Here is a 13,428-nt window from a genome sequence, read left to right as displayed (position 1 = left end):
ATGTTGGTTGCCAGCACCTTTGATTCGGAAACCTATTGGCGTGAAGAAGGGAGTAGCAGGTTGCCTTTTATTCCTGATCCTTCACGGTCGCGGGTGGTAATGGCTATGGATGAATTGCTGGCTTCCTTATGCGGCCCGGAGGACACACTGTTGACCCGCTTTGAGATGGATGAGGCGCACATGGATTATTTGGCGCACATCGGCTTTCATTTTAAACAGCTTAGTGCGAATGTCCCAAGCCATGAACCAAATCTATTTCGCGCTCTGTACGAAGTTCCAGAGACCGACGAGCGGCTGAAGCAGTTTAGTGAAATGACTCCCTTTTCAGTCGTACCTTACGTTCACGAGCTTCTCGACAGGTACAACTATTCGAACAAGCTGCCCACCCTTCAAGACGTTAAACGAGTAAATTCTAAGTTGTATTCCGCCGATCTTGCTAAGAGACTTCTGGGCAGCTCCTATAGCCAGCCAGTGTTCAGCGCGGATGAATTGGCTGCAGTAGGGCGAGAGCTTATGGGGTTGTCGAAAGGGGTCCTGTTAAAAGACCCCTTTGGCGTAGCTGGAAAAGGCAATATGCTGTTTAAAAACCTATCATCTTTGGAACGTGTAGTAAGCTATTTGCGCAAACAAGAGCAAGCCGGTTCCTCAACGGCGTTTCTTGTCGAGCCGTTCCTTGACGTGGAATATGATTTTTCCTGCCAATTTTCAATTGATGAGAGCGGGTCGTACCAGATCGTCGGCTTGCAGCAAATCATCAATCGACAGTTTGCTTATGTGGGGTCACAAGCGATGCAGGAGGAGAACAGTCATTCGCTAATACGGAACGGTTATTTCGATGTCATTGAGAAGCTTGCTTCCTCACTATACAAGGACAGGTACTTCGGCCATGTTTGTGTTGACTCCATGATACTAAAGGACGGCACAATCGTGCCGATTGTAGAAATCAACGCCCGTCAATCGATGGGACTGGTCAGTCATCGACTGGGCGAACGGCTGGAAAATGGGAAGCACGGGACATTTACGTTCCGAACGGTAGGCAGTCGCCATCGGTTTGATTACGGGCAGTGGCTGCGACAGCTGGATGATGACGGCGTTTTATACCCTAATCATACCGGCGAGGGCATCATTCCGCTTTCCCCGGCGTGCATGTTTGCTGGCTATGGGGAATCAGATTACCCACAGACATTAAGCGAAGGCAGTTTCATCAAGGGTAGGCTTTATCTGTTTGTAATCGCGCGAGATGTGCAGGAGCAGAAAAGTTTAATCGACAAGCTAAAGGAACGTTTTGAAGTCCAGGGAGGCAAGTGGTATGGATAGTCATTTGAAGCCTTGTGTCACTATACTTGGATCCGGTAACTCACTAGGTGTGTACATGCCCGCCGTACAGCTAGGCATTTACCTGGAGCGTTCCGGCATTTCAAACGAAGTCTGTGTGCTCGAAAATGTGTATGTCGACGGCTTAAAGAACAAAGTGCCGGCTTATCGTAAAGCCTTTCATGATAATTTCGCTATCGCTCGGAAGAGTGTGGAGTTGGCTCGCGATATTTCAGATTGCCTGGATCCCACCAAGGTACAGCTGCTGCTGGAAGATTGGTCCCGTGAGCGCCGGACGTCGTTCATTGCGTTGACTGGGTTCTGGATCCCGATTTTGGAACAATATGAACGGTTTGTTGGAACTCGGCTCGAGGTCGACATGCTTCATCTCGATGCTACGCTTTCGCCATCTTATTTGGTCTATGGATCTCGAAGCGAGCGGTACAACCACATTTGGTTTTACGAACCGACCAAGAAGCGTTTTGAATTACAACTTCCGATGACGGACGAAGCACCGATCCCGTTTCGCCAGCGAGAAGAGAGAATGGTGGTCCATGGTGGCGGCTGGGGGATTGGGACCTACCCGCAGGCTGTTAGAGACCTGCTTGAAGGCGGTATGGAGCTGGATGTTCTGGCTTATTTTGACGAGGATATCCAGCCTGATCCACGCATTTGCTATTATCGGAACGACCCATCGTGGAGTCCGTGGCTGAGGAATAGACGGGGGGAATTCGGTTTTCCTCCATTTGCTCAGATTCAACATGGAGAGACTCCCATTTACTTAGACAGCGGAACTACTCCCCTGTTATTTGAACGAATTCGCCGTTGCACAGCCATTGTCAGTAAGCCGGGGGGCTATTCCTTGATGGAATCGTTCGCCGCTGCGACGCCTATGGTTTTTCTTGATCCCTTTGGAAGACACGAAACCGCCAATGCTGAATATTGGATTAAGCAAGGATTTGGCGTGTCCTTTACGGATTGGAAGACGCAGGGATTCAACATCGAGATATTGGAACGTGCTCATTGTAACCTACTACATGCCCGCGAGCGTTGCAAAACTTATGGAGGTGTAAATTATGCAACCCAAAACGAGTCGAAAGTTTGATGAGCGTGTGTTTAACGATCTGAAGCGTACAATTATGAATATGTCCCGGGTCAGTCGGCTTCGAGCGACCGATAGTCGCTATGCGATGGAGATCCCGGAAGATATCGGGATCAAGCTGAACAACGGGTGCAACTTGCGTTGCAAGCATTGCTACGAGTGGAACTCGGACGGCTTTCACTGGGACATGTCCAAGGAGGAGCAAGGTAAAGAAATCGATGTCGCGTTGGTCGATAAGCTCCTTGCCTTTACCCATGAGAAGAAGTCGAAAGTCTATCTTTGGGGCGGAGAACCGCTGTACCATAGCAAGTTCGATCAGATTGCGAATCTGCTGGAACGCGATCAGCGGACGACGACGATTTGTACAAACGCGATTCTTCTGGAGGAAAAGTTAGATTCACTGCTTAAGATCGGTGAGGGACTTGTTGTACTAGCCAGTCTGGAGGGATTCGAGGCTGAGAACGACGCGATTAGGGGCAGAGGGACCTACAAAAAGGTGGTTAGTGCCATAGAGCGTCTGCTGGAGTTGCAACGGCAGGGCATTTTCAGGGGCAGAGTATCCGTCAGCTTGACGATGAATGATCTCATGATTCCCAAAATGTTTGATTTTATGAAGTTTTTCGAGGAGATGGGCGTGGATTCGGTCTACTTTGTATATCCGTGGTATATCGCACCTGAGTCTGCTCAGGAGATGGACAATTTCTTCATTAAAGAGTTTGACTGGTTGGATCCAATCCGTCAGGGTAGCTGCAGTTGGAATTCATTCACTTATCATATCTCCGGCGAGAAGGTGGGGGCACTCAAGGAGGAGGTTCTCCGCATCTCCGAGCAAACATGGGGAAGCCGGGTTCGATTTATGCCCGCATTGGAGCAAGACGAGATAGAGGATTTTGTCACTGGCGTGCAGAGAACCGGGATGAAGCGGAAGGAATGCTTGGCGATCTCCACCCGAATGGACGTATTGCCGAGCGGAAACGTCACTCCGTGCAAGTTCTTTCCTGAGATGGCGGTCGGCAACATTAGTGATGTGGATGTGAAGGAGGTTTGGAAGGGGGAAAATTTTTCCAAACACCGAGAGGTATTAGCTTGCGGACTGATGCCGGTCTGTTCCCGATGCGGGTTACTTTATCATTATGGCCGGTAAACGTTATCGTCCACCTTCTAGTTCGATTTAATTGTTAAGGAGGAGCGCAATTGACAGCGATCCATGTGGTGCAGTTAGCTAAAAACTTCACCTATTACACCAAAGAGGTCGGAATGCTTCATTCCATTAAAAACCTCTTTTATCGGAAAAGTTTGACGAAGAAAGCGGTGAAAAATATCTCCTTTTCGATCGAAGAGGGGGAAATGGTTGCTTTCCTTGGGCCTAATGGGGCAGGCAAAACGACGACGCTAAAGATGCTCTCTGGCATCTTACATCCAACTAGCGGCGAACTTACTGTACTGGGCTTCAAGCCTTATGAGCGAAATAAGGAATTCAAGAAGCAGTTCGCTATTGTAATGGGGCAGAAGAGCCAACTATGGGTTGACTTGCCTGCGGCGGAATCCATTTTGCTAAACAAATATATCTATCAGGTTGACGATCGGCATTACAAACAAACACTGAACGAACTCATCGAACTGTTGGACGTCAAGCACATTATGAATGTTCAGGTAAGGCGTTTATCGCTAGGTGAGCGTATGAAGATGGAGCTCCTTGCGGCGCTTATTCATAAACCGAAACTGCTTTTCCTGGATGAGCCGACGATCGGGCTCGATATTGTTACACAGAAAAAGGTGCGGGAGTTTTTGAAGTATTACAATGAACAACATAGGACAACAATTATTTTGACAAGTCATTACATGAAGGACATCGAGGATCTGTGCAAGCGGACGATCATTATTAATGATGGCAGGCTCGTCTTCGACGGGGATCTGAAGCGAATCGACGATGTTTTGAACGACACGAAAATCATACAGTTAAAATTTAAGCAACACGTAGCGACTGGACAGCTGCAGTTGTACGGGAAGGTGCGTCAATCGGACGGATTTCATGCCACGCTGGAGATAAGTAAGGAGCGCATTAGCATGGCTTCCAGGGATTTGCTTGAACACTACCCGATTGAAGATATTACGATCGAAGATATTCCTATCGAGGAAGTCGTTGTATCCTTGTATCAGCGGGATGATCGGGTATCCGGATGAGTGCCTTTCCCAAATACGGACGCGTGTTCCAGTTAGGCGTTCAGTCTTCACTCGAATATCGATTTGACTTTCTCTTTTCCTTGATCAGTGCATTCTTTCCGATTCTGATCCAATATTATATTTGGTCAGCGGTCTATGGAAGATCGGAATCGTCGGAATTTTTCGGATATACCTACGGCCAAATGATTTTATACACGATAACGGCAGCCATCGTGACGAAAATTGTGACAACGGATATAGGTCAAAACGTGGCCACCGAGATCAAGGATGGTGGGTTGAATAAATATTTGGTTCAACCGGTCAGTTTTTTCGCTCTGAAGCTATTTACTATGCTGGGGCAAAAGATTTTCTTTTTTTCAGCCATGCTATGTATCTTGCTGTTTACACTCGTTTACTTGACCGGAACTTATGGTATACGGATTCCCTTGGCACATATTCTACTCTTTATGGTGTCAATGGTCATGTCTTTGTTGTTAAACTTTCTTATCTCTTATACGCTCGCGGCTGTTGCATTTATATTGTCTGAAATCTCCTATTTTTTTGAAATGACCGGCTTATTTGTCATCATTTTAAGTGGTGGTGTTTTTCCGATTGAGGTGTTTGGTAAGACCATAAATAAGATTTTAGACTACTTGCCATTCAAGTATACGATCCATTTTCCTGCGAATGTTATTAATGGCAGATTGTCAATGGACGAGGCAGTACAAGGAATCGGGATGCAGTTCTTCTGGATGATCGCGCTGCTTGCCTTTTCACGGATTGTATGGCGCGCCGGAATGAAGAAGTATCTCGGATTGGGGGGCTGACCGGTGAGAGGATGGCTGGGAACGCTTCGCAACTACCTAATGATTTACTTTTTGTTCATTAAGAACTGCTTTATTGCTCAAATGGAATACAGGACGAACTTCATACTCGGGATTGCTGTGGAAATCGCATACTTGTTTGCCAAGCTGCTTTACGTCGTAGTAGTCTATGAGACGGACTTGCATATCGGATCGATCACGCCTGATGGTATCTTGATGTTTGTCGGCACATACACGATTATGACCGGTCTTTATTCCGGGCTCTTTTTCCCTAATTTCGTCAGGGTATCCGAGTATATACGCAGTGGGACGTTGGATCTACTCATGGTTAAGCCAATTTCACTACAGTTTTTGGTTTCGCTTCGATACATCGATCTTGGGATGCCAATTCCGAATTTCATCGCGGGTGGAACGATGGTTGTGATCAGTTGGAATGCATTAAATATCCCGGTAACGGCATGGAGTTTATTCTCATTTTTGTTTTACTTGGGGACAGCGTTGATCATTACTTACTGTCTCATGTTCATCCCAGCCTTGTTATCCTTCTGGCTTGTTAATACGGGAGGGCTGGCGGGAATTTTCTATTCCATTTGGGACGCCAATAATATGCCAATGCCGATCTATTCACGTTTCATCCAACGAATCGGCGTGTATTTATTGCCTTTTCTCGTCATTACGAATTTTGCGCCTATGATGGTGATGAATCAGCTGACACCTGCTTTGGCGGTATGGGGCGCTATCGTACCAATTGTGCTCCTTGTAATCGTTCGCTTCGTTTGGAGTCGGGCAATACGTAATTATAACAGTGCAAGCGGCTAAAGGCTGACAACTTAATTGAGGGAGGGAGGAATGACATGCATATGCTTCGTTGGCCGGCAACCGGCATTGCCTTAGTATGTCCTATTTGCAAGTCAAAGCTAAACACATCGGATCAGATGTTGGTGTGCGGGGAGTGCGCGGTCAGTTACTTCTTCGGTGATGGTGGTGTTCCGTTTATGCTGGCTGATCTGCAAGGGCAGGAAAGTGGGGAAACTGCAGTCCTCAAAAAGGATATCATGAAGATGTTCACTAACTATAATCGGTCCTTGGACGAGAGTGGCTTTTCCCGTTTCTCGACATTTATCAATTGGGGGTTCGCCTCCGAGTTCAATCAGGCCCCAGCAAGTGTCAATCGAAACTCCATCCGGCTTCTGCAGGAGTGCTTGGATGGTTTATATCTCGAGGATAAGAACATTTTGGAGGTAGCCTGTGGCAGGGGGGGAGGCGTGCGAGAGCTCTGTCGAAGTTACGGTGTGAGAAGCGTTGTTGGCTTAGATCTGACCGAAGCCAATATTGCATTTTGCCAATTGACCAACCGTTTCCCAAATGCCTATTTTTGTGTTGGGGATGCCGAGAGGCTTCCTATCGGTTCGTCATGCTGTGATTTTGTCCTCAACATGGAAGCGTCTGATCTATATCCATCGATTAAGTCTTTTTATGACGAGGTCTTCCGGGTGCTGAAACCGGGCGGGACTTTCGTTTATGCGGACGATTTGCCAACCTGGAAGTTTGACGATGGTGAACGATATTTGCTTGAACTGGGCTTCGAGCTGCTTATATCACGCGATATCACGGGGGAAGTTTTGCTTTCAAGTGATCAAGTTCTAAAGAATCGCATAGCCGCTTTTGGTACTGAAGATCAGATGGATACTGCGATTTGGAAAACAATGGGTGTGCCAGGCACTTCCTTGTACGATGAAATGAAAAGCGGGGAACGCCAGTACAAGATCATGCATTTCCGAAAGCGGGCTCATCACAATGTATGAGAACCACGTGACGATCGTCGATTATTCCGTCTATCTCCCGAAGTCCCGTATCCATGTCACGAAAGCGATTCAGCAGGTGAAGGCCGACGGCGTAGAATTTCGAATGAGCGATTCGGAATACTTGAACAAAGGCTTTGAGCTGGTGCCCATAGAAGAGGAACTTGAATTGGAACAGATGATTGCTACCGTGTGTAGGCCAATTCTGCTCCGGGCTCTGCAAATGAATGTACAGATCGCGGCTGTCATGTTTGCTAGTGTAACGAATAATGAAAACGGTGAACGGAATCTTTTTGATCGCCTAGCAGATGAATTCGCCCTTGAGACAGTCCCATTTATCCCTTTGGAGGAATATTCTTGTTCCACGATGCACTTATCGTTGAGCCTGGCGTCGAACTACTTCATGGCCCCGCGTCAGCAAGGTGCAGGAATCTTGTTCATCACTGCCGACAGAGCTATGAATTCTTATGAACGGAGCGATCCGTTCATGGTGTTCGGTGACGGCGCGAGTGCTGCTTTATATATGAAGGGGCAGCGTCAAGGACAGCAGACACTTGCTTCGGTTATGAGAGTCGACGGTCTCGTATACGATCTGGCTCCAGATCGTATTCAATTATATTACTCAACGTTTTATTTAGGGGTCAGACAGGCAGTAAGAGCAGCATTAAGCGAGTCCGGTATTCACATTGCTCAGATCGCCGTGATCTTTTGCACCAATCTGGGGCTACACGTATGGAGTATGCTGGCTCAAGTGCTGAGGGTGTCCCTGGAACGCTTCTACAATCTAACCCTCTCCAAGGACGGACATATTCATAACACCGATATCCTAAATAATATCGATCACGCTATCCGTTCAGGTTTCTTGAAAGAAGGGGACTTGTATATGACGATTTCCGTTGGCTTTGGAGGCTATTACGGTTGTGCGATTCATCGGTATTCCAAGAAGGTGAACGAGCTATGTATTTGACATTTCATCATGCTGAGGCAGCTTTGGGATTAGAAAAGCCATGGGGACGGATAACCGATCTAATTGAAACGAATAGGAATTGGACCGAAGGAATTGACTTGCTCTGTTACTGTCATCAGACGGACTTTGAAACTGGTGTTAATGGCTGTGCTAAACTGAGGCAAGAATTAGGGCTAAATGAGGTTATGCCCATTTCCGTCGGGCAGTCGGGTAGCCTTTCTCTATCTAATGCATTAACATTATTAGACTGGATGTTCAATAGCGTTACAAAAAATCATGCTCTTTGCGTCATTGCCGACTCATTCATTCCGGATCATATGGACAAACAAGGGAGTTGCTTGAGTATGACCGCACTGATCGGTGTATCGACTATGGCCGGTGATTATCGAGTTGAAAGCTGCCGTAAGCTTCCAGGCACCAACGTTAAAGCAGGAGCAAAAAGCGCAGTTGAACCGATCCTAAAGCTTGGACTGCACCAATCAGAGTTTACAAGCGATCTGGAGATGGAAGTCGTCACGTTCGATGCTGGAGTCTTCGGTGCAAGCCAACTGAAGTTACGACGAACATAATTTCCTCGTACCCACCATCTTACCAAGGCCATTTAGGAGAAGGATTGGTTTTTTCCATGCGCTCCATCGTGACCTCGGGATATTGCTTCTTGTCGAGGGACAAGAACATTGTGTCATTGAAGTCGCTATTTTAGCGGCTTTTTTATTTTATCGGTAAAAGTTCGTGTCCCGAGCCAAGGACAAGAACTTTTACCGATTGCCGATTAGATGTGTATCGCTATTTTAGGAGGATAGGACGACTTTTATTGTGGGATGAAGTTACAGGGAGTTGAAAGTGCTTTTCACCGATCAAGGGGTTCGGTGAATTTTAAAGTCAGATTTTGAATATTGAGAGTTAGTAAAAAAGGACCTCAGAAACTGAAAAATTTCGAGGTCCTTTACTGCGGATTTGGATTGAAAACGACGTTGACGGCAAGCATCATCTAAGAGGACTCCCTGCGGGTGACCTTTTTTTGTAAAACCTTTACAAAAATGCGTAACAGGCAGGAAGCCCTTGATTGGGAGAAAGCGAATGCTATGAGTCTATGGAAAAAAGGCAATTCAATGAGTAGACATCAACAACCACGTCCATGGGAAGAATAGAGGGAGATGAGCGTATTGTATCTAAAAGCATTTGATCTAGATTTACCTTATATAATTAATGATGAAAATGTTGAATCAATGAAGTGGGGCTTTTATAAAGTTTTATTTATCATGAAATAAATTAGAGATGTATAATTTATCAAATAATCTTGAAAATCGCAATGCTCGTTATGAGTGAATGCGCCGCTAGACATTTAGTCAAAATACGGATTTTGTGAAGATGTTCAAGAGAAACCGCGTAGCGACACGGTTTCATCGGTCCATATTATTCACAGCATTACGCATCTCTTCATCTGTTAAGTGAGTATATATCATTGTTGTTTGAATGGAAGAATGCCCTAATTGATTCTTTAGTCTTGGGACATCGTTATTTTCAAGATGATATCGCGTTGCAAATGAATGCCTGAGCGAATGCACTGTTAGAGAAGGTTTCCCAAAGGCAGTTGCATATTTTTCAATCAGCTTTTCAATTGATCGTTGTGTCAGACGACGGCTTTTTCCTTTACGACCTACAGGAGCTGCAATGAATAAATAGTTTTCTTGTTTATCTGGTAAATATCTTGTTTCTCTGATCTGCAGATAACTTTTTAAATCCATTAAAGCCTGTTTGCTAAAGTAAACGTATTGTTCTTTATCACCTTTACGTACCACTCGAACTAAAGCTTTATTCATATCTAAGTCATCCATATTAATTCCTGCAACCTCAGACAATCTAAGCCCTGAACCTAATATCAGCGAAACGATTGCTGTATCACGCTCACGATTAAACTGATGAAACGTAAAAATACGCTTGTTTTCTTTATGTTTTTCACCAAAATCATAAGCTACAAATTGCCTGAATAATTCGAAATCATCATTTCTTAGAATTTTTCCTTCAATACGGTTTGCAATGGTTTCTTGGCTTTCTTTGATAGCATTCAAATCCATTTTGGCCATTACATTTCGTTGAATATAAGGCTTCAAGTCGCTTGTTTCAGCCTTATTCTGAAGGTAATCAAACAACGATTTTAGAGAGGACAATTTGCGATTTATCGTAAGTTTCTTGTTTCCAAGTTGATAATCCAGGAATGACAAGAAGTTTTCCACTTCACGTATTGTTAATAACTCCAATGTTTCTAAGGTTATTTCTTTCCGATTTGATGAAGTTAGATTCTCTGCAATAAGCCAATCGAAAAAAATAATGTAATCATGACAGTAATTAAGAAGTGTTGTTGGAGATAACTTGCGTTTTTTGCTATCTATAAATTCTGTTACATACCAAGGTAAATCAGATAGTTTATCATCAATTCGTTGCATATAGTGCATTTTCATTTGTTTATCCATTATATGTACGTACCTCCGTATTTTCAATATATCTCATTCTCATTTATTCGTCAAATTATTATTTTACGTAATTATATGTGACGTCGTATTAGCCTGTTTAACTAATCATTCTACATTTACCGTGGAGTGATTTTTCATCACATATGATTTCCAAGCTTCACTTCGACTCTCAATAAATCTGGACTCAACTACCTCTTTTGACAAGGTTAAGAGTACACAGTGTGCTTTTAGCCTTAATAGACGTTCTTCCATCATCTCAATTTCTACAGAATTTACAAATGCTGCTCGATGATTTACGTGAAACCTCTCTAAAAGATAAAATACACCGTTTGTTGGGTTCATATGACCAAGTGAATCAATCTAGTTGTATTGTTACTCAATATAATCAACATGACGATTTAAAAGCTGAACATGTTCATCCTTTTCCATCGACCTTAATATACCATGGCATGAATGTAAGACTTGCGAAAAATGTTCACTTATTGCAATTATCGTTTTTTCAGCATTGTGTGTTTGACTATGTAGTCTCTTTATCGCAGAAAATACTGACGTTTTTCCTGCAGTAGATAACCCTTCGATGATTACTCCTCGAATCATATTCCACCTCTTCAAAATACTTCAGTACTCTTTCCGCCTGCCAAGGTAGCCAACCAATCACACTGGCAGCTACCTTCTTTCGTTTATTAAACTATTGTTTCCCGTTAGTTCAACAGGCTGCCAACCAAGGGCAGCCTGTATTATGTTACCTACCAATGAAATCAACAATTGTTTTTTTATCTCATAATCCAAAATGCTCACGAACTAAATTAAACTGTTCTTCAACACTCAATTCGGGTGTTCTTTCCAGTGTTTTGATGCCATTTCGAATACAGGCACTTCTTACATCATGAGAAAACCTAATCATGTTTTTATTGCCATTTGCGATTGTTGCCGCTGGATTTGATGTAAGATTAATAACATCCAAAATCATCTTATGGTCTTCTCTAAAGAAATATAGCCTTTCTATTTCTTCGTCAGAAGTATAAAGGCAAATCATTCTTTCTTTTGGAATAAAGGGTAATATACGCTCGGGCATAATTCCTAAGTCTATAATGATTGGTTTATCAGTAGGCATTTTTAACAAATCCGTAACAAAAAATCCCATCATCTCTTCGACAATTTGAAAAAGCCAATGAACATGTTCATCATTGGGTTTATTGAACCATTTATCCCAATCTAAACCCGAATGAGGATACTGTAGGGCAGGGTATTCAACTGGATTGGTGAATGGTCTGTACTTCATCACGTTATCTTCCAGTGTTTGAAATCCTAACTCTTTAACAAATTTCTTTGTCATTGTGGACTTCCCTGCACAACAACCACCATTTAACCAATATACATGCTTTAATTGTTCCTTCAAATATTCATCATTTATTTTCATTGTAATCCTCCTCAATTTTTTAATATTGAGGGAGGTGACGGATTCTTATTGGTTTTCTGTAACTGTGAAACCACATAGTAAATCCCCCTTTCATAATCTTAATCAATCGTATTCGACATATTTTAGTTAATTCCTTCCTTCTCGTTATCCTGCCCGTTAGCGTAACAAGGCTGCCATTCAATCCACGGCAGCCTCATGGTTTAGTTTATTGAGTTGCCTCAACAAAGACCTCTTCTTTTGCTTCCCGTTTTGCGGTTTCAATCAGTGTTTAGACAATCTTTTACATATGTGAAATTTGCAACTTTCCCCTCTAAGCCTTCCTCATCCTGGTCACTTCCTCTTCCACCATGAGCTCCCTTCTAAAGGAAGTCTTTATGCATAGGTATACTCCGGTCCCAATCGTTCGATAACTCGATCCAACTGTTTGGTTAGATAAGGCGAAACGTCACCAATGCCAGCCACTGCTTCTAACAAGGGAAAGGGTTGCCCACTCCACGGGCCTCGTGGATCAAAGACTTGTCTACCGATTCGCAATCCTCCTGTTTCCTTGAAGATGTTCAATCGTTCCAATCCTTCAATAAGCAGCCCGACCGGCAGTGTTTTGTTCCTACGTCGGGACCATTCTGCCAAGAAGGACATGCCGCGTAATATATCATATTCAAAAAACCTCGGAAAGCAAGGCTTCAGCCATTCCATATCGATGACGCTTCTATTTTGTTTAGAACATACAAGACGATGCTCAATTAAATAACGTGCGCCTTCATCTAAGAAAACGACTTCCTGTTCAGTAAATTCACGGTCTGTATGCCATAAGATAGCTTCAAGCGGAGGAAGTGTTGAAACAATAGAGCTCTTTTTAGAATGAGTATAAGCTTCAGGGTCGCAGTTCAGCCCGCCATCAGGTAACTGATGCTTTAAGAGCCATTCGCGAATCCAAGGCAGTTCCTTGTCCAAATCACAGCCATACGCCATTAGAATCATATAGTATACGGCAAGTTCACAATGGCAGCAATCCATCTTCATCTTATCACTTTCACTTGTAGGATGGTCATCGGCGGATATGATGAAGGTCGGCCAGACCTGAGTTTCGAGTAAATATTTTGCTCCGACAATAGCAGACTCGGGAATTAGTTTCACCTCTCCCATTTCATAAAGAGCAGCCATATGCCACCAAGCTCCATCCCATTTTCGACGGCTGCACTCGCCGTGAGTCATCCCCAAATGGGGAGTAGATTCAAGGAACTGTATAGATTCTTTGATTGCTAAACGAATATTTTGATTTGTTTCCATCTGGGTATCTCCTTTTTGATTACCTCTACTTCATGCTTCAGTTAAGCAACGCTCATCTTGTATACCCTTCCA

12 protein-coding genes are annotated in these 13,428 nt (G+C 43.9%); 9 read left to right on the top strand and 3 right to left on the bottom strand.

Going from position 1 to position 13,428, the window contains the following annotated elements:
• From ACWGXJ_RS12760 to ACWGXJ_RS12720, 9 genes are read left to right on the top strand one after another with little or no spacing between them, the layout of a single operon-like run.
• Positions 1–1,317 (top strand): hypothetical protein, encoded by a 1,317-nt coding sequence (locus ACWGXJ_RS12760; RefSeq protein ID WP_452566889.1) that lies wholly within the window; start codon positions 1–3, stop codon positions 1,315–1,317.
• A complete protein-coding gene (locus ACWGXJ_RS12755) occupies positions 1,310–2,419 on the top strand; it encodes a hypothetical protein (RefSeq protein ID WP_452566888.1) in 1,110 nt (369 codons plus the stop codon). The genes ACWGXJ_RS12760 and ACWGXJ_RS12755 overlap by 8 nt, the downstream gene beginning before the upstream one ends.
• Positions 2,391–3,560: a radical SAM protein gene (locus ACWGXJ_RS12750; protein ID WP_322172235.1), complete on the top strand. Its 1,170-nt coding sequence runs from the start codon at positions 2,391–2,393 to the stop codon at positions 3,558–3,560. Before ACWGXJ_RS12755 ends, ACWGXJ_RS12750 begins: the two co-directional genes overlap by 29 nt.
• Positions 3,561–3,610: 50 nt before the next feature.
• Complete coding sequence (locus ACWGXJ_RS12745; RefSeq protein WP_235309786.1) at positions 3,611–4,600, top strand: ABC transporter ATP-binding protein; 990 nt, start codon at positions 3,611–3,613, stop codon at positions 4,598–4,600.
• The gene (locus tag ACWGXJ_RS12740) at positions 4,597–5,406 is read left to right on the top strand and encodes an ABC transporter permease (protein ID WP_165176800.1); all 810 of its coding nucleotides are present in this window, start codon (positions 4,597–4,599) and stop codon (positions 5,404–5,406) included. Before ACWGXJ_RS12745 ends, ACWGXJ_RS12740 begins: the two co-directional genes overlap by 4 nt.
• Before the next feature lie 3 nt (positions 5,407–5,409).
• Entirely contained in the window at positions 5,410–6,222 is an 813-nt protein-coding gene (locus ACWGXJ_RS12735; protein ID WP_231109362.1) for an ABC transporter permease, read from the top strand.
• Positions 6,223–6,257: 35 nt separating this feature from the next.
• Positions 6,258–7,208 carry a methyltransferase domain-containing protein gene (locus tag ACWGXJ_RS12730; RefSeq protein WP_250261296.1) on the top strand — a complete coding sequence of 317 codons (951 nt, stop codon included), beginning with the start codon at positions 6,258–6,260 and terminating at the stop codon, positions 7,206–7,208.
• The gene (locus ACWGXJ_RS12725) at positions 7,201–8,172 is read left to right on the top strand and encodes a 3-oxoacyl-[acyl-carrier-protein] synthase III C-terminal domain-containing protein (protein WP_452566887.1); all 972 of its coding nucleotides are present in this window, start codon (positions 7,201–7,203) and stop codon (positions 8,170–8,172) included. The genes ACWGXJ_RS12730 and ACWGXJ_RS12725 overlap by 8 nt, the downstream gene beginning before the upstream one ends.
• Complete coding sequence (locus ACWGXJ_RS12720) at positions 8,163–8,741, top strand: hypothetical protein (protein WP_452566886.1); 579 nt, start codon at positions 8,163–8,165, stop codon at positions 8,739–8,741. Before ACWGXJ_RS12725 ends, ACWGXJ_RS12720 begins: the two co-directional genes overlap by 10 nt.
• Positions 8,742–9,575: 834 nt before the next feature.
• Here ACWGXJ_RS12720 and xerS read toward each other — a convergent pair.
• The 3 genes from xerS to ACWGXJ_RS12705 form a co-directional block, all read right to left on the bottom strand.
• Positions 9,576–10,646: a tyrosine recombinase XerS gene (gene xerS / locus ACWGXJ_RS12715; protein ID WP_452566885.1), complete on the bottom strand. Its 1,071-nt coding sequence runs from the start codon at positions 10,644–10,646 to the stop codon at positions 9,576–9,578.
• A 778-nt stretch (positions 10,647–11,424) separates the two neighbouring features.
• Positions 11,425–12,066: a hypothetical protein gene (locus ACWGXJ_RS12710; protein ID WP_069291968.1), complete on the bottom strand. Its 642-nt coding sequence runs from the start codon at positions 12,064–12,066 to the stop codon at positions 11,425–11,427.
• 372 nt (positions 12,067–12,438) lie between these two features.
• Complete coding sequence (locus ACWGXJ_RS12705; RefSeq protein WP_250268378.1) at positions 12,439–13,356, bottom strand: prenyltransferase/squalene oxidase repeat-containing protein; 918 nt, start codon at positions 13,354–13,356, stop codon at positions 12,439–12,441.
• Positions 13,357–13,428: the final 72 nt, after the last annotated feature.

The sequence above is a fragment of the Paenibacillus sp. S33 genome (genome assembly GCF_053615415.1).
Note: the sequence above shows the minus strand (reverse complement) of the source record. Positions and strands in the feature narration are given on the sequence as shown.